Genomic DNA, 19,186 nt, shown 5'->3' with positions numbered 1-19,186 from the left:
ATGAAAGCATTAAATAAAATTAACTATATAGCCATTACGGCATTTATTCTTGTAGCCGGGTTTTCTGCCTGTAAGCGGGATTATCTTGATCTTAGCCCCAAAGGAAAACTTATTGCACAAAGTACCTCAGACTATAATCTGCTTTTTAACAATACTGCACTGATTAATACAGGCGCAGGCGTTACTGAGTTTCCCAACGGGCAGTTGATTATGGGCGATGAAGTTTTAAGTTCAGAGCCTTATTTTTCCAGTGCGGCTTTAAGGACCCAGCGTTTCTTCAGGTATGACAAGGATACTTACAATCCTGAAGATGATAATGCCGAAATGAAAGGGATCATGACGCAGCTTTATACCTATAATAAAATTGCTAATGAAGTGATGGAATCAACGGGCGGTACAGACGACCAGAAGAAAGCACTTTATGCAGAAGCTGTTGCCAACAGGGCCTGGTGTTATTTTATGCTGGTTAATTTTTATGGTAAGCCTTACAATTCACTTACTGCAACAAGCGATCTTGCTTTTCCCATCATTACTGTAGCAGATGTAGCCGAAACGAAATTTACCCGTGCTACTGTTCAGGCTGTTTACGATTTTATGATTAAAGACCTTACAGATGCTATCCCTTCACTGCCAAAAAATACATCCATTCGTGCCCGCCTGGGCAAAGCTGCAGCCGAAGGTTTATTGGGAAAGGTCTTGGTTTTTATGGGGCGGTACACTGATGCACTGCCATACTTGAATAATGCTATTGATGATCTTCCTACCAATTATACTGTAGCCCTTTACAATTTAAATGTAACCATGGCAAATGCAGGAACAACAGGTGCTTGGGGATATAATCCAACAACTAATCCTTCCAGTTTCCAAAGCCTTTATCCAACTGCCTGGCTTAATACCGAAAATATCTTTTGTAAGCAGGTAAATGCTGGTGCTTTTACTGCCGACAGATCTGATATCCTGCTCACGCCAGAAGCGGCCGCACTTTTCAGGCCGTCTGATATGAGGGTCCGTTTTTTTAGCACAAAGGCAAGTGGTGGTGCAGCCTTGCCGGTAACTGGTGCGCTAAGGAGAAACAGTGGTACAGTGGTTCAAATCGGGATAAGATTGGCCGATGTTCAATTATTAAGAGCGGAATGCCTGGCCAGGACAGGCAAAATTGCAGATGCCATTACTATATTGGAAGCATTCAGAACCACACGTATGCCGGCAGCCGATGCGAAGGTTTCCATTAATGATCAGTCTGCACTGATCAGATTTATCATTGATGAAAGGACCAGAGAATTTGCCATTAATGGTTTCAGATGGTTTGATATGCGTAGGTTATCAACCGATCCATTATTTTCATCAACAATATATAAACACAAGTATTATGATGCTAATGGTAAATTAACGGAATATACGCTAACACCTGACCGGTTTACGCTTCGCTTTACACAAAAGGTGATAGATGCAAACCCTGGTATGCCTAATAATCCGTAATGATGAAGTTAATGAATTGCATACTTTGCATTTTGCTATTATCCAGTATTTTAGCATCAGCGCAGCAAGTGGTTATAGAGGGTAAATTTCGTTCAACCCAAAAAGAGCTGAAGGTTGAAGATATTTCGGCATTTCAATACCTGCAGCCACAGGATGAAAAATTACTGGTAAAAACTGATACTGGGGGAAACTTCAGTATCAGTTTTGCACTCAAAGTAGCTGGTTATTATCGTATTGGTCGTAACATTTTATATTTGAGTCCGGGGAATAAATTGAAGGTAGATATTAATCATGTTTATCCAAATCTTTCTACTTTCAGGGGGAGTGGTAGCGAGGCCAATACTTACTTAAAAGATACGCCTTTTCCCAAGGGGGGATCATATCTCGAATCAGGAAAAAATATTTTTCCGCAGCCAAATGATCAGTTGAAGAATATTCTAGATCTTGCGGATCAGAGAAGTGCAGAACTTGATAAATTGAAGGGCGTAAGCGGCACATTCAAAGCTTTAGAGTCTGCCCGCATCAGAGCTGATGTTATCAATAGTATTAACTCAGTAGGGTATTATGCGCCAAGAAAACTTAAGTTAAGCCCAGGTTCTGCCAAAAAATACCTGGAGCGTTTCAATAAATTATCTCAACCAACGGTAAATGCTTATTTGTCAACCTTAAAAAAAGCTGAAAATCTGCAACTCGTTGTTTTCAGGGATATTGCGCAACTGGTTATTGAAAATGAAGCTAAACAGTCCAATCCTGATGATACTTCTATATTAAAAATTAAAGATTGGGTTATGGCCGATTCTTTAGTTAAGTTGATGAATGGGACGGATGATAAAAACAAAATCGCGGCGTTTTCTTCGCAACTTGCTTCGATAAAATCCGATGATTACCGGTTAGCGGCTTTGAGGATGAAAAACAGTCTTTTACGATATGGCAATGGTGATGTGGCAATAGATTTTTCTGCCAGGAATTTGGAGGGTAGGGCAGTTAAATTATCAGATTTTAAAGGAAAAATTATTTTCATAGACTTATGGGCAAGTTGGTGTGGCCCATGCTTACAGGAAATGCCCGCCTTCGAAAAGTTGAGGGCACAGTATGCAGGAAATAAGGAAGTGATATTTATTTCGCTTTCCATTGATGAAAATATCGACGCTTGGAAGAAAAATGTAGCCCTTAGAAAGGCACAGGGTATTCAATGGCATATTCCCAGAAGTGGATTAAAGGATTATCAGGTAATAAATATTCCAAGGACAATTATTATTGATCAGAATTTTAAAATTTCCAATTTTCAAGCACCAGTACCCTCTTCATCAGATCATGTCAAGTTGTTGAATAAATTATTGGGTGATGAAAAAGGGCAAAATAAATTTACTATTAACGGAAAACTTAGCCATGTTTCTCAGGGTAGTATCTTGTTTTTAAATTATCTGAATAGAGATAATAAGACAATTCGAGATTCCGTAATAATAAAAGATGGGACTTTTCACTTTGAGGGAAGGGTTGAAGAAACCTGTCAGGCAAATTTACTTTTAAGCCATGTTGGTTTCTATTCTGTAAAGAAAAACTCAGATCAAACAGATATCTATATAGGAAAAAGTGCGCTTACCATTAAGGGTACCGATTCTATTTCGAATGCCACTGTGTTGGGTGATGATGAAAATTTAGCTAACCAACAGCTTAAAAGCGAACTTAATCCATTGATAAAGGCACAGCGTTCGCTTTTATACCTGCTTACTCCAGAAAATCGGGCTAACCCGGCATTTATGGAAGATGTAAAGCAAAAGAATAAGGGTTTAGTTCTTAAACAAAGAAATCTTCAGCGGGCATTCATATTAAAGCATCCAAACCTTATGGCCAGTCTATCAATCTTAAAATCGTATGCTGGTCCAGTAATAGATGTTCAGGAAATTGCACCACTTTACCATGGGCTTTCTAATGCCGTAAAGCAAAGTTTAGCAGGGATAGAATTTAGTAAAACAATAGCCATACTGAATAATACAACAGTTGGACAGCAAGCTCCTGATTTTCAGTTGCCTGATACACTTGGGAAAATAATCAGCCTGAGTGATTTTAAAGGTAAGTATGTTTTGTTAGATTTTTGGGCAAGCTGGTGTGCGCCTTGCAGAGCTGAAAACCCAAATGTAAGCGCACAGTACAAAAAATATAAAAATCAAAATTTTGAGGTTTTAGGCGTTTCCCTTGATGCTGCAAATGCCAAAAAAGCCTGGTTAAAAGCAGTTAAGGATGATGGCTTAACTTGGGCTAATGTTTCGGAATTGAATGGTTTTAATAGTTTGGCAGCTAAGCTTTATCACATACAAGCTATTCCACAAAATTTCCTTATTGATCCGACAGGAAAAATCATTGCCAGAAATCTTCGGGGAAAGGAGCTTGAGGATTCTTTGAATAAGTATATCAAGAAATAGAAATCCCAAAATAGGGAAATTATAATTTAGTTAATGATTATGGCAGTGCTGGATGGCCTGCCTTTTGTTTTATTGGTGGTGAATCTTCTATATAGTTTAATGAGCTGATAGATTGCAACGGCACTATATAGCCTACCTTCCCTGTCCCTTAGTATCAACTACTCCAGATAATGAATATTTTGTTAATAATGATCAAAATAGTACTTTTTTGAAATTCAATACGCTGCAAACTATTTTTATATATACAGAAAACAGAGTTCAAATTCGAGCCGAAAAACTTGCGATACGTTATCAAACCCTACTCAGTTCATCTCATAATCAGTTATCTATTGGAAAGAGTAGGTTTGCAGTGTCCGCTTTCCATCGCAGGCAAGGTTTTGTTCATTTGTAATGTAGTTTGCAGGATTAAACAAGTTTCGTTTGTCATTATAAATAATATCTATTGATTTTCTCGGCGTGCCTGTCATTTGACTCCTGAGATGGACCTGCAGCAAATTTCCGTTGACAATTACCAATATTGAATCATAGGGAGAATTTATCATGTTTCGAATGGGGATATCTTGGGTAACCGCACCGAATGATTGAGTGTCGTATTTTCCAGAACTGAAGAAACGAAATTCCAATTTATCATTTGTTTTGTTGTTTAATTTAGTTTCTGTTTCAAAAATGGCCTTGCAACAGGAAGATACAAACAAGGCAATAATTACAAAGCTCAGAAAGGTTATTCTCTTTTTCATGCATAAAAATTTATGGGTTCATAAAAATAGAAAAATCTATAAATATTTTTAAGTTGATAACGGGAGCTGGGGGAAGAGAATTTTCAATTTTCAGGATGTGTAATGGATATTGGACTGTTTAAAAAAAAACTTTTTTTGATAACAAAGGCATTTAATTTGCCCCTGGAAGTCGGTCCATAAACCATCCGCTGCAGCGAATGGATAACAGGAGTTTTAATGATATGGTACGTGATTTAGATATACATTTACGATATGGACATCGGACTTTGTCCCGTCTGGTTGTGCTGCATCAAGAGTGTCCAACGTATGGTTTCAATGAGATCATTTTTAGTGATTGAGGAGTCTTTATTGCCCATGGACTTCAGGGCAATTGAACGGATAATGTTAATAATATCCGCGCCTGAAAGTTCAAATTCTTGAGCAATATCACTTAGGTCGATATCCTCACATAGGTGCAGTTGCCCGGGGAGCGCTTGTTGCCATAGCTGAAGCCGCTGAGCTGGGTTAGGTAGTGGAAAATGGATGATGGATTGGGATATTCGAAGAAAGGCCTCATCTACATTCGCCTTTAAATCTGCGGATATGATGATTAGGCCAGGATAATCTTCGATACACTGCCGCAGGAATGCAGTGTGCAGTTGGGGGTACTGGCCGCTGGAATTACTGCCTGCTGTTCTTTTTCCAAACAGTGCTTCTGTTTCCTGGAAATAGAGTATCCAGTTTTGCGCTTTCGCTTTTTCAAAGAGTTTGTTTATGTTCTTTTCTGTTTCTCCGATATATTTGGAAGCGAGCAAGGTAAGGTCTACGCGGTAAATGTCCTGTTGGACAGATTTAGCGATTAGCATGGCGGCCAGTGTCTTTCCTGTTCCTGGTGGACCGTAAAACAGGCTGCAGTAACCAGGTTTCAGTAATCTTGACATTCCCCAGTCCTGCATGATCGTCTGTTGGTGTAATAGCCAATTATGGATCTCTCTGATCTGCTCTCTCACTTTTTTTCCCACAATCAGATCTTGCTGATTCAATTGGGTAATTAACTGTTTTGCAGGAAGGGATACGCTGTAAAGGGGTTTGGGTCTTTTGCCGGTTGTCAGCAGTTTGAGGTAGTCACTGTGGATGGAAAGCTTAGCGCTCCATAGGGGTTCACCCTGAGGTAATTCCGCTAGTAGTAAGATTTGCTGGCTAAAGAGAAAATGTTCGGTGTCGAAAATGTGGTATAGTTCAAATCTGTGTTCCAGGTCTGTGCCAAGTAAAAATGCCGCAGTTTCTGCAGTTGGAATAAATCCGGAGTGTTGGCTGGTCTTTGATCCGCCAAATTCGCTGAAGCCCCTGTCTAAATTTGAATTGCGGGTGAAGAACATATCCAGTATTTGCGGCTTGACTTCAGGTGCAATGGTCAATGCGAGGATCACTCTTTCTGCGGTATTGAGTTTTTTGGCGATTAGAAAATCATGCAGATCTGATGGATAGTCTGACTGATTTGGTACAGGAATTTCGTCGGGAGTAACAGGGAATTCAGCTTGGGCGAAATGATCTTTCATTCGCTGATCAATTAGCCTGCTTAGCCAGTCCATTTCTGCATTAATTGCCCTGGCATTGGCTTTTATCGAATGAGGGGGATAGGCTATTTGATCTTGCATGGAGGCTATGTTAAGGGTATTTGTTTAAAATTCGAACTGAAAGCTTTTAAAAGGTAAGATAAAAAAGGCATCATCATTCTCGGGCGATTGCACTGAGCTTAAGGGGTATTGGGGATGAGGGTATTTTTGCGCAACAAGTCAAAAGGGTTATTTAGTTTCAAGCGCTTCTTCTAATTGTTTAATTAAAACCTCCCTTTTCATGGGGTAACCGGCCTTTGATAATTCAAAACTTCCGTCGCTTTTGATAATGACGTATGTTGGATATCCGTCACCTTTTACTTTATCCATAATGTCTTTACTTAAATTTTGATTGGCTAAGATGTGGAGGCCTTCCATATTGAAATACGGGATTAAGCTTTTCCATTTTTTTTCATTCTGCAAATCGTGGTTGGCTATATATAAATAATCCAGACCTTTATCCTTAAAGTGTTTTTTTATTGCTGCAGTATTATTTTCAATCTCTTGCCTGCATGGGCCGCACCAGGTACCCCACATATCTAATAACAAGGTTTTTCCTTTAGTTAAGGCTAGTACTTCTTCAAAAGTATTCAGTTCCCGACCATTGTTATCTGCAAAAGTCATTTTATTGTTGATGGTATTTTGCTGTTTTCGTAGTATTTCTTCTATATGTGGCTTGATAGGGCCTAAATAAATACTATTTGGAAACTTGCGCTTAAAGCTAAGGTAGATTTCAGGGATATTTTCATTGTTCTTCTCTTCTAATGCGCTTTCTATTAAAACGGCATATAAATATTCGGCAGATTTATTTTTGAAATATCTGTTTATGATTTTTTCAGATAAAAGGTTTGTCATATCTTTTTTAAACTCAGGCCTGCCTTTATCAGGTGTCGTGCCATACCAATCCTTAAAAAAGGCAGTACTGTCACTATAGCTTAATTTCCATAATCTTTCTTTCTCCCGGGATAAAAAGTCGCCAAGGAGTTGTTTGTAATTATCAGAAACGAAGGCTTTATCATTACTCAGGTATTCTGCTTTAAAAAGGCTGTCCTGAATACGCTTCCATTCCCTTTCAGTCTGTTGATAGCTTTTCGCAATTCTATATTTATTATTTTCTTTAAAGGAAAAATATTCATGGGGGATTAAATATTTTAAATTAATTTTCCAGTCCCTGATGAAATCCTGAGAGGGTTTGTATCTGGAGAGGTATGTTGTGAATAGCTCGTTTTTTTCCGATTCTTCTTTTTTAAGTAAAGTCAATACTCTGCCGGGTAGGCTATCCCCATATAATTTCTGCAGATCGGTGTGGATTTTGTTCAGACCAATTAGCGGCTGATTATTCTCTGAGCCCTTACCTGTTACTTTCAGCCCTAAATCGGGTTTACTAAAATCTGCGCTTAGTTCGATATTATCTCCCGGGCGGATGTAAAGATCATAACTCAGGTCTTTTTCCTTTTCATTACATGAAAAAATAAAAAACTGAGGGGATTTGAGGTTTAGGATTTGTGTATTGTTACCCGGTTTTAAACTGACAAGTTGATCACCCATATTCAAATAATCATATCTGAGAACAAGTTTCCAGTCGGTTAAAGTATACTTTTTAGCTTTTGAATTGATAATATTTACTGTAAGCTTCGCATTTTGAGCAAATGTACACTGTATGGTTAAGCTGCAAATTAAGATGAGGATTGTTAATTTTTTCATGAGAACATATTTGGTACTGCAAAATAGAAAATATTTTTCTCTTATGTCGCTTTAGGTTAACTTAAACAATATTTATAATAAATTGGGCAGGAGATTAATCAGACAGATCATCCTGCCCACAGAATTATGTTCCTTTTGTTGGCCGATAAGAAAAGACAGGATAGGTCGCCTGATTTCGTTCCAAACAGTTTATCCAGATTTTATCTGGTTTTGAGGGTATGGTGAATATGGGGCCAATTTTTTTTAAATGATACTTTACAATTTATCTGCGCCGGTTTACAGAAACAAAATTGATTATTTGTAAATAAAATCTAAAGCTTTAACTTTACGCATGAAAACGATTGCATAAGATTCAGTTCTAAATGATAATTGCTCTTCATTTGACCAAATATTTACTGATGATACATAGTTGTTCTATTCTTTTAATCGGTAAATCTGATTGTAAATATTGTTGCTTGGGTTATTGCTGCGTTGCGGAAAATAGCAGGGGAGATGGAAGGGTTTTGAAATTAAAGTAAATGAGCGAATTAGAATTAATACAGGCATTCAGGGCTGGGGATATTAAGGCATTTGAACAGATATTTAATATCTTTAACAAACGCCTTTGTTACTTCGCTCAGCGTTTTGTTCAGGACGGTGCAACAGATATTGCTCAGGAAGTTTTTGTTAAACTTTGGGAAAGAAGGCATAAACATTTTGATCTGGAGTCTATAAAGGCATTCTTATATCATACAACCAAAAATCAATGTCTTAATGTGCTCAAGCATCAACATGTGGTGGAACGTTTTAATATTACTTCTGCTCCCATGGTCAGCGATATCGATGTTTCTCATAAGATTATCAGTACGGAAATTGCAAGCGAAATTCATGAGGCAATAGGGCTACTTGCTCCTGGATATCGTAAAGTTATACACTTGAGTTTTTTTGAAGAAAAAAGCATAAAGGAAATTGCAGAAATTCTGCACGTTTCTACTAACACTGTTAAGACGCAGAAACTAAGGGGGCTCCATCTATTGCGACACCTCTTAAGGAAGCCATTAATTGGGACAATAATAATTTTTTTATTCTGCCTTTGCCGCTTCACTGATTGCAGTTTTTTTTGCTCTGCCAAATCAACTGCAATCAGGTATTGTGAGAAGACGATGGTAAAGAATCGGGCATTTATCCCCATACAAATAATTAAAGTAGGTTAACTGTAGATGTAACTATTTTAATTTATTCTCTTGGGATGTCCATAAAAATAACCTGAATTTACCTTAAGGTGTTTGACTAGCAAACAGCTTGTCCATATTGTAATATTATCCCATTGAAGTTTAATCGCAAATTCCCGCATATTATAGGAGAATGTTTCAAGCGAATAAATGACCTCACATTTATTTTTCAATTTTTCCCACCACGCATCTACATCATCTTTGTTGATATATAAAGAGCCGGTGATTAGTGTTTTCTCAAATGGAATGTGGGCATTTGGTGCACAGAACATAATTTCAACATTATCTTTATGCGCATAACCCCAATCAACACTGTGCTCATAATGGATTATCGGGCGGAAATTTGTCAGTTTCATTATAATATTTACTTAATTTTTAGGGGAGTTGAAAAATGCATCTAATATGCTCAAAAACTGGTGGTAACTTTCTTGGAGGATTATTAAACTGGATTTCGGTTTTGGTGATTTTCCTGGATATTGCTGATGTTAATGTATCAATGGGTAAATCAATAACGAACTCCCGGGAGGTATTTTTATTTTTTTATCCAGGTCCGACAGAGGAACTTGTTGTTGAATCATCTATATTCTTTAACAATCTTTCTTAATAAAGATAAAAGGAAGGCGTTCCAGATAATAAATAACTTTAGTTTTGGCTATTTGCGATCTGTCCAACCAACCCTGAATGAATCTGGAACATGTTTTTTTGCGAGATGAAAAAAAAACATCCGGGCTGTCACCCAATTTCAAGATGAAGTTGTATTACTTATAATTAACCAAATATGATGCAAACTAAACATAGTCTAACCATCGCCAGATTGATTAGGAAAATCCATAGCGCTGAATTGACAGCGAAAGAACGGGTTTTAATAGATAAGTGGATCGCTGAAGATGAGAGAAACAAGCAGTTGTTCCTACAGCTAACCGATCCGGAATATTTAAACGCCCAGGAACTGGATTACCTCTCGACAGAGGAAGCGGATTGGGAAGAACTTAAAAGTAGAATCACGAATCACGTTCATCCCGTAAGATCCTGGAGATACTATGCCAGATATGCTGCTGTTATCTTTTTACCTGCTCTGCTGCTCACACTTTATTTTATCTATAAAAAGGACTCTTCTGCCCTTTACAAAAACGAGGTAGGTGCCATCTCAAAAATCAATAAACCGATCTTACCAGGTAGTAAAAGGGCAATTCTGGTATTGGGCGATGGAAGTAGGGTGGAACTGGAAAAAGGCATTGGAAAGGATATAGCAGCGAGTAACCATATCTCTCTGAATAGACAATCTGACATTCTTGTATATGCTGATAGAAGTACATCTTCTTTAAAAAAGCAAATCTATAATACGATTATTATTCCAAAGGGCGGGGAATATCAATTGGTCTTGTCAGATGGTACCAAAATCTGGATGAATTCCGAATCGCAAATCCGCTATCCGGTTAATTTCAATGGCCCTGAGCGCAGGGTCTACCTCAAAGGTGAGGCTTATTTCGAAGTGGCTAAAAATGCCCGTGCCCCTTTCTTTGTTCAAACCCAGCATGCCCAGGTTCGGGTGTTGGGAACCCATTTCGCCGTTACCGACTATGATGATGGTCAGTTAATCAAAACTACGTTGCTTGAAGGATCGGTTAAAATGAAATCAGGAAAAAGCGAGGTGAAGCTGGTGCCGGGACAGCAGGGGAGATTAGGCGATTCAGGTCGTCTTGAACTTGTTAATGATGTTGATGTTTTGGGGGAGATTGCCTGGAAGTCAGGGCTTTTCCAATTTAAAGATACAGATATCGATCAGGTAATGAGACAGGTATCCCGGTGGTATGATGTAGATTTCCTATATACAGGTGGAATCCCTAATATCCCAATTACCGGACGTATATCCAGAAATGTGGATTTGGGAGGCGTATTGGATATTCTGAAGTTTGCAGGTGTTAAGCTTAGGCTGGATGGCAGAACAATAAAGATTTCTAATTAACGCATTAAAAAGATTAAACATAAACCAATATAACAAACAACTAACCAAATAAACGAATGAGATAAACAAAGGCAAAATTAGGCCCTGTAATAATTCTTATGGGGTTTTTTGTCCTACAAAAAAGAGGCCGGTAAGTGGTGGAACACTTTACCGGCCGGAGTGAGGGCAAACCATAGCGTGAAATAAACCAAGTATAACCCAAACCTTTCAAAATTATGAATTTAAAATTGAAGTATAAGGCTTCAAAATTACTGTATGCGTCTAAAATTTTACCAGTAATGAGAGTAACAGCAATTTTACTAGTGCTGGCGTTAAGCAGGGTATCTGCGAACAGCGTAGCCCAGAGCATTTCTATAAATGAAAAGAACATTTCAATCGAAAAGGTACTCCTAAAGATTGAACAACAGAGTAATTATCATTTTGTTTACAGCAAAATCCCGCTTTTGAAAACGGCAACAGTAAGTGTTAATGTTAGTCAGGCATCTGTTAAAAGCATATTGGATGAGATTTTTAATGATTTACCCATATCTTATACCATAATCCAGCAAACTATTGCGCTGAAAACGCAAGCGAAAGTTAAGCCGGTTTTGACAGTCCCCAGGCAAAAATTGAATGGAAAAGTAACCGATGAATCAGGAAGTCCAATGCCAGGTGTGTCGGTACGTTTGAAAGGTACTACCCTGGGAACAGTTACCGATAACCAGGGAAGATATACCATTGATGTTCCCGGGAATGAAGGTACCCTGGAGTTCTCTTATATTGGATATGAGACCCAAACCATAAAGGTAAGCGGTCAGTCAGAGCTCAATATCCGATTGAGGGCTTCTCAATCGATTTTAAATGATGTCGTGGTAATCGGGTATGGTACTGCCCGAAAAAGCGACCTGACAGGCTCTGTGGGAAGTGTAAAAGCCAAAGACTTTAACAAAGGAATCACTGCCTCTCCAGAGCAGTTGGTTCAGGGCAAGCTTGCAGGTGTCCAGATTGGTTCAAACAATGGTGCCCCGGCAGCAGAAATGACCGTCAGGATCAGGGGAGCAAACTCCCTTAGAGCAGGAAATCAACCACTCTTTGTGGTTGATGGTATTCCCCTGGACGGCAGAAATACCCAGCCGTCAGCGAATGCCTCTACACTGGGTTCGACGCCAGGAAGCAATCCTTTGAGTTTTATTAATTCAAATGATATTGAATCCATTGATGTATTGAAAGATGCCTCCGCTACTGCTATTTATGGCTCAAGAGGAGCAAATGGAGTAGTCATTATCACCACAAAAAAAGGAAAAACAGGAGCTCCTGAATTACAAATCCTCAGTTCGGCTGGGATTGCGAGCTTAATGCGTTCTAATGTTCAGATGAACAGTGATGAATTCAGGCAAGCTTTAACAAACAGGAGTCTTACACAGTATGATGGAAAAGGTTCTACTGATGCCTTAGAGGCCATAACCAGAACTGCATTCAGCCAAAACCATAATATTGCCATTTCCAGCGGAAATGAAAAAGGAAATTATAGGGTTTCGCTGGGATATACTGATCAACAGGGGATCGTCCGTAAATCAGACTTTAAAAAGTATGTTGCTAACTTATCTGGTGGATATAATTTTCTTAAAAATGACCGGATCCATCTGGACTTTAATATTATTGCAGCTAAAACCAGGAATATTGGTGTTCCTATTGGCAATAACAGTAACCTGTATGGGAGTCTTATAGGTAATGCTTTAGAATGGAACCCAACTATACCATTGAAATATCCTGATGGGAGGTTTGTTCAGCAGAATTATACAGATGGAACGGTTACCATCCCAGGGTTTGGAACTAATCCTTTAGCTTTGATTGAATATTATAACGACAGATCGGATGTAACCAATATTTTGGCCAACATCTCTCCAAGTGTTAAAATTATTGACGGATTGGTATATAAATTTACGCTGGGAATGAATACTGTTACTGGAAACCGTACAACTGATATTTCTGGTAACTTGTTTCTTAACAACATAACCAATATCGGTTATGCCGGGGTGGCAACTAATCAGTTAAATACCACTACCATTACCAATACCCTGAACTATACCAAAGACCTAACGGCAAAATTAAGCCTTAATGCATTATTGGGCTATGAATTCATCGATTTTAAAAGAGCCAGTTATGGCGTTTCAGGAACGGGGTTTACTAGTTTTGATGTATTGGGTAGCAGTATTCTTCAAAACCCTGCAAGGGGTAATATAGGTACTTCTTCTTCCGTAGATCCAACAAATCAGCTACAGTCTTATTTCACCAGGGTTAACCTGAGTTACGATCAGAAATACCTCTTAACGGCTACTATGCGTTCAGACGGCTCTACTAAATTCGGTTCAAATAATCAGTACGGGTATTTTCCTTCGATAGCTGCTGCGTGGGTGGTTTCGAAAGAAGGCTTCCTGCCAGAAAAGATTAGCAATCTTAAAATCAGATTGGGGTATGGAAAAACCGGTAATCAGGAATTTCCTGCCGGTTCGGCACAGGACCGGTTTTCCTTTGGTCTGCAAAGTATCTCACAGGCCAATTATGGAAATCCAAACCTGAAATGGGAGACAACGGATAGTTATAATGCCGGAATCGATTTTGGACTATTCAATAACCGTATCTCAGGAACTGTAGAGTATTTTAACAAACAAACTAAAGATCTTCTTTTTCAACTCGCCCTGGTGCAGCCTGGACCTGCGGTAAATTATTTTACCAATCTTCCGGCAGTACTCAAAAATAGTGGCGTGGAAGCTGCATTGAATTTTGTTTTGTTTGAAAAAACTGATTTTAAATGGAACTTAGGCCTTAATGCGACCTTTCAAAAGAACCTGTTCACGAATTATTCCGGTCCGGTGGTGGTGACAGGTAATATTAACGGAAGTGGTTTGGCGAGCGGTATTCCTGCCCAGCAAATTGCCAATGACCAACCGTTGTTCGTTTACAATATGGTTCGTTTCCTTGGACTGGATGCGAACGGTGTAGCGCAATATAGTCCGGATAAACAGTATGTGGGTGACCCCAACCCCAAAACTCTTGTGGGTGCGTCCACCTCAATGTCCTATAAGAAGTTCTCGCTGGAAATGTCTTGGAACGGTGCCTTTGGACAAAAAATTTACAACAATACCAGAATGGTTAACCTGGCCCCGAGTGGCCTGGCTATCGGTAGGAATACCTCAGCAGAGATTGGTCTTGGTAACGAGCGGTTAACCAATGCAAATATCGTATCCACCCGTTTTCTTGAAAATGGTAACTATGTGCGATTGAACAATGCAACACTCAGCTATGCTTTGGGAAATATCGGTGAGTTTAAAAGGGCAAACATATTCCTTACCGGTCAGAACCTTTTGCTCATCACCAAATATTCCGGATTCGATCCCGAGGTAAGTACCGATAAATCGGTAAACGGAGTGCCTTCCTTTGGAATTGACTATGGCGCATATCCCTCATCCCGATCATTTCTAATAGGTTTTAATGTAAGTTTTTAATTTGGAAATCATGAAATTAACTCAAGTAAAAAATAATATTGCAGCGCTACTGATTATTCCTTTCATCATCACCTCATCCTGTAAAAAACTTGATGAAAATCTGAATTCAGAGCTTAACCGCGAAGAAGCAAAAACGCTTGCCAGTAAGACAACAACCTTTGCTTCTTTGATGCAAACCGTGTATTTGGATATGACTGTTCCTTTTACAGATTACGCACATCATTTTGGTTTACAGGAAGCTACAACTGATGAGCTCGTTGTACCATCCCGCCCCAGTGGATGGGATGATGACGGGGTATGGAGAAAATTGTATCTGCATAGCTGGGATGCAAACCACCCCTATCTGCTAGCGGCATTCAATTCACTCAACAAGGTTGTGTATGATGCTGGGAATGTTCTGACTTTTAATCCACCCAGCGATGTGGCTGCACAAGCCAGGTTCTTAAGGGCTTACAGTATGTACAGCATATTGGACTTGTTCGGTAAATTCCCTTATCGTGAGCCCGGATCAGATTTAATTTTGCTACCCAAAGTTTACAGTGGAACCGAAGGGATCAATTTTATTATTTCAGAGATCGAAACAATATTACCAGATTTACCTGCTACCGGTGCAGCCTATGTCCCAACAAAGCAGGCCGCCTATGGGTTTTTGGCCAGATTGTATCTTAATAAAGGGGTTTATCCGGATCGCTCAAAACCCACATTTGATAAGGTGAACATGGACAAGGTTATTGCAAATGCTGATAATATAACTGGCAAATCCTTTGATTTTTACTGGAATAATTTTCAACCTGGAAATGGGGATTTATCAAAAGAACAGATTTTTACCCTGCAGGGAGTAGGGGGTAGCAGGGGACTTTTGATCCAGTACTGGTGGTATGCATCACTTATCGGCTCCATGACCCTGCCTCAGGGTGGTGGATGGAATGGCTTCGCTACTACCCCGGATTTTTACGGTTCATTTTCAGAGGGTGATATACGCAAGAGCTATACAGATCCGGTTGTAAAAGCAAAAGGAGGCTTTAATGTGGGCTTTCTTGTCGGTCAGCAGTATGGTCCGAGCGGGGCTGCACTCCCAAATACGATCATTACCCCCAATATTACCACCTTACAGGGAGAAACGCTGTATTCTGGTGTCCGGGTAGTGAAGTATGTACCTGACTACACCAATATTGGTAACCCTGATAATGATTTTATGTTTATCCGGTATGCCGATATACAGCTGATGAAAGCCGAAGCATTGTTTAGAAATGGAAATGTGGCAAGTGCCTTGGTGATTGTAAACACATTGCGGGCAGCCAGATCGGTAACCCCGGGTTCATTACCCCCGCTTACCGCACTTACCCTAGATGATTTATTAGCGGAAAGAGGAAGGGAATTGTATTGGGAAGGTACCCGCAGGCCAGATTTGATCAGGTTCGGTAAATTTTTGAATGCCCGCCTGCTTAAACCCGCCTCAGACAATAAGTACCTGGTTTTTGCAATACCTCAAACAGCACTTTTAGCAAATGCCAATCTTACCCAAAACTCAGGTTATTAAAAACACTAAGCTTCTTGTTCCCCGTAGGGAACAGGAAGCTTGCTGTTTACAGTGGTAAATGCTGCCAGATATAGTTCAAAATTTATATACCAGGCTGATTCATTTTATAAATGATTTCTAGCTGTCTAAATGAAAAAAATGCAAAGGAAAATTTTATTTTATATACTCAGTTTATCAATTGTTTCACTGCAAGCATATGGACAAAAAGTAGCCGGTCAAAATTCCTCCACACAAAAGTTATTTAGGGGGAAAAAGGAAACTACAGGGGCCTTATTTACCCGCAATGCGGAGCAACTTAGGTTAGCTTTTGTGAGTCCGAAAATCGTACATATACAGTATGTTCCCCAGGGGGATTTTAAAAGCAATAAAACAGACATCTGTCTTCCCCGTAAGAATGAAAAAGTTGCTTTCGCATTTTCGCAGAATACTAACTTTTTTATCTTACAATCCAGTGCATTAATGGTTCGGCTAAATAAAATAACCGGTTCGTTCACTTACCTGGCAAAAGACGGTAAAAGACTTCTTGCAGAGTCCCCATCCCTTCCACGGTCGGCCGAACAGATCAATATAGAAAAGGTGGGTTTTGACGATAGTAAGAATAAGGTCGAAAAAACAGCCAACGGAGATTTAGTTATTGCCCATGTCGGTTCAAAATCAATTATAGGTACAGCATGGAAGATGATTTCCCGTTTCGAATGGCAAAGCGGTGAAGCACTTTTTGGACTTGGATCGCATGAGGAAGGTGATATGAACCTAAGAGGGAAAACCCAATACCTCTACCAGCATAACCTCAAAAAAAGTGTGCCCGTGTTAATGAGCTCCAAGGGTTATGGGCTACTGTTTGATGCCGGTTCAACCATGGTCTTTTGCGATGAGGCACCTGATAAAAAAATCCAACTGGATGCCGTCAATCAGCTGGATTATTACTTTATGTATGGGCCAGATCTGGATCAGGTTGTAGGACATTACCGTAACTTGACTGGTAAAGTTCAATTGGCACCACGATATGCTTTTGGTTATATCCAATCCAAGGAAAGGTATACCAATCCCAAAGAAATAGACAGTATTGTAACACGTTTCCGATCTAATAGCATCCCGCTGGATGTAATTGTTCAGGATTGGAACTACTGGGGGAATGGTCTGTGGGGGCATAAAAAATTCGATGAGAAATTTTATCCTAACCCTAAGGAAATGGTCACTAAGGTACATCAGAAGAATGCAAGGTTTATGCTGTCGATCTGGCCGAATGTTGCTGGAAACGAGTCGGTTGAAATGGGGGCTAAAGGTTTTGTATTGGGTAGATCCGTTTATGATGCTTTCAATCCTTTGGCAAGAAAAATGTACTGGAAAGACTATGTCAATAAAAATCTATTTTCATTGGGTGTAGATGCCTGGTGGTGTGATTCTTCAGAGCCTGTTGATGGGGACTGGAATGATAAAGCCAACAGTATTGCTAATAATCCCAGGGCCAGATATGAACTTAATTCAGCAGGATTAAATGAACTGCTTGGTCCTTTGAGGGCAAACCTGTTTTCCCTGAATCATTCGCGGGGAATTTATGAAAACCAGCGTCTGGTTACCGGGCAAAAAAGAGTGGTTAACCTTACACGGTCAGGTTTTGCCGGTATCCACCGCTATGGAACCTTCATCTGGAATGGGGATACTAAAGCTACCTGGGCAGATTTTGCAAGGTGGATACCATCAGGATTGAACTATATGGCAACCGGTAACCCTTACTGGACAATTGATGCGGGTGCATTTTTTGTTAAATCAAAATCACAGTGGTTTTGGAAAGGTGATTTTAACAAGGGGACCCAGGATGCAGGATACAGGGAATTTTATGTCAGGACCCTTCAGTTTGCTACCTGGCTGCCAATGATGAGGAGCCACGGGACCGATTTTGCACGTGAACCCTGGCAGTTTGGTGATCCGGGAAGTCCATTTTACGACAGTATTATTAGTCAGATTAATCTCAGGTATAGGTTATTGCCATATACTTATTCAGTCGCCGCCATGGTCTCCAATGCAGATTATACCATGACCCGCCCATTAGTTTTTGATTTTATGAAAGATAATTTGGTGTTTGACATAAAAGATCAGTTTATGTTTGGGCCTTCTTTTATGGTCTGCCCAGTAATTTCTCCCATGTATTTTGAAGCAAATGGAAGAGAAATTAACCAAGCTAAGACCAGAAAGGTTTATTTGCCCAAGCATAGCGCCTGGTTTGATTTCTGGACAGATTTGTCCTACAAAGGAGGTCAGACAGTTGTTTCAGACGCACCAATCGATCATATCCCCGTGTTTGTAAAAGCAGGTTCTATCATTCCGTTTGGCGTATCCCGGCAATATTCTGATGAAAAACCTGATGCTCCTGTAGAACTTAAGGTATATCCAGGCGAAGACGCTTCGTTTACGATTTATCAGGATGAGGGGGACAATTATAATTATGAAAAGGGCCAGTCGGCTACTACAACAGTAAAATGGGACGATAAATCTAGGATTCTTTCAATTGGAGAAAGAAAAGGAAGTTTTCCTGGTATGCCCGAAAAGCAGGAATATAAGATCATGTTGGTCAGCACGAATGAAGGTGCTAGGCCCGGCAAAAATCTGATAACTTTCAAGAAATTGATTTATACAGGTGAAAGTGTTAAAGTTAAATGGTGAGATTGCTTAACATCGGGTGAAAACCGGAGCATTTTTACCTTGAAATTTTACCCTTTTAAAATTTACTGGCCTTGACTTTAGACCATTGTATATTGATAGAGGAAGGGGCTTACTGGTATCTTTCCTCTATCAATTTAATCATCAAGTTTGCAGTTTAGGGATTATCCCTTAACTTAGGCTGTTATAAAATCCCTTGAAGTTTGAGCTTTAAAACAAAATATATAAGGACAATATTCAATTCTTCGATGTAAAGGATAAAATACGGTTTGATTGTGCATCAATTTATAGCCTATTTAGACTAGGGGCAATTTCAGTAAAATAAATTTCAGTAAAGAGGGGTAATTAGATAAATGTAGGGGGGGATTTGTTGTCAGCTCATCAT

At 39.5% G+C, this 19,186-nt stretch carries 11 protein-coding genes; 7 read left to right on the top strand and 4 right to left on the bottom strand.

Annotated features, from left to right (window positions below):
• Entirely contained in the window at positions 1-1,479 is a 1,479-nt protein-coding gene (locus BMX11_RS12465; protein WP_175474551.1) for a RagB/SusD family nutrient uptake outer membrane protein, read from the top strand.
• On the top strand, positions 1,479-3,902 hold the full coding sequence (locus BMX11_RS12460) for a redoxin domain-containing protein (RefSeq protein WP_090884723.1): 2,424 nt from the start codon (positions 1,479-1,481) through the stop codon (positions 3,900-3,902). Before BMX11_RS12465 ends, BMX11_RS12460 begins: the two co-directional genes overlap by 1 nt.
• A gap of 326 nt (positions 3,903-4,228) precedes the next feature.
• Here the strand turns inward: BMX11_RS12460 and BMX11_RS12455 are convergent, their stop codons facing one another.
• The 3 genes from BMX11_RS12455 to BMX11_RS12445 all read right to left on the bottom strand — a co-directional run bounded on the left by BMX11_RS12455 (position 4,229) and on the right by BMX11_RS12445 (position 7,938).
• Positions 4,229-4,639 (bottom strand): hypothetical protein, encoded by a 411-nt coding sequence (locus BMX11_RS12455; protein ID WP_090884721.1) that lies wholly within the window; start codon positions 4,637-4,639, stop codon positions 4,229-4,231.
• Between the two features lie 245 nt (positions 4,640-4,884).
• Positions 4,885-6,276 (bottom strand): ATP-binding protein, encoded by a 1,392-nt coding sequence (locus BMX11_RS12450; protein WP_090884719.1) that lies wholly within the window; start codon positions 6,274-6,276, stop codon positions 4,885-4,887.
• Positions 6,277-6,423: 147 nt separating this feature from the next.
• Positions 6,424-7,938, bottom strand: coding sequence for a TlpA family protein disulfide reductase (locus tag BMX11_RS12445; RefSeq protein WP_090884717.1), 1,515 nt, complete (start codon positions 7,936-7,938; stop codon positions 6,424-6,426).
• Between the two features lie 518 nt (positions 7,939-8,456).
• Here BMX11_RS12445 and BMX11_RS12440 point away from each other — a divergent pair.
• Complete coding sequence (locus BMX11_RS12440) at positions 8,457-9,131, top strand: RNA polymerase sigma factor (protein ID WP_090884715.1); 675 nt, start codon at positions 8,457-8,459, stop codon at positions 9,129-9,131.
• Between the two features lie 17 nt (positions 9,132-9,148).
• Here BMX11_RS12440 and BMX11_RS12435 read toward each other — a convergent pair whose 3' ends face one another.
• Positions 9,149-9,505: a VOC family protein gene (locus BMX11_RS12435; protein ID WP_090884713.1), complete on the bottom strand. Its 357-nt coding sequence runs from the start codon at positions 9,503-9,505 to the stop codon at positions 9,149-9,151.
• 422 nt (positions 9,506-9,927) lie between these two features.
• On the opposite strand from BMX11_RS12435, the gene BMX11_RS12425 reads away from it, so the two are divergent.
• From BMX11_RS12425 to BMX11_RS12410, 4 genes are all read left to right on the top strand, one after another.
• Positions 9,928-11,115, top strand: coding sequence for a FecR family protein (locus tag BMX11_RS12425; protein WP_090884710.1), 1,188 nt, complete (start codon positions 9,928-9,930; stop codon positions 11,113-11,115).
• A gap of 278 nt (positions 11,116-11,393) precedes the next feature.
• Entirely contained in the window at positions 11,394-14,600 is a 3,207-nt protein-coding gene (locus BMX11_RS12420) for a SusC/RagA family TonB-linked outer membrane protein (RefSeq protein WP_175474550.1), read from the top strand.
• 10 nt (positions 14,601-14,610) lie between these two features.
• Complete coding sequence (locus BMX11_RS12415; protein WP_090884706.1) at positions 14,611-16,140, top strand: RagB/SusD family nutrient uptake outer membrane protein; 1,530 nt, start codon at positions 14,611-14,613, stop codon at positions 16,138-16,140.
• 138 nt (positions 16,141-16,278) lie between these two features.
• Positions 16,279-18,804 (top strand): glycoside hydrolase family 31 protein, encoded by a 2,526-nt coding sequence (locus tag BMX11_RS12410; RefSeq protein WP_175474549.1) that lies wholly within the window; start codon positions 16,279-16,281, stop codon positions 18,802-18,804.
• The last annotated feature ends 382 nt before the right edge of the window (positions 18,805-19,186 follow it).

Origin of the sequence: Pedobacter rhizosphaerae (assembly GCF_900111155.1) — a bacterium.
Lineage (GTDB): Bacteria > Bacteroidota > Bacteroidia > Sphingobacteriales > Sphingobacteriaceae > Pedobacter > Pedobacter rhizosphaerae.
This window is presented reverse-complemented; position numbering and strand designations above follow the sequence as displayed.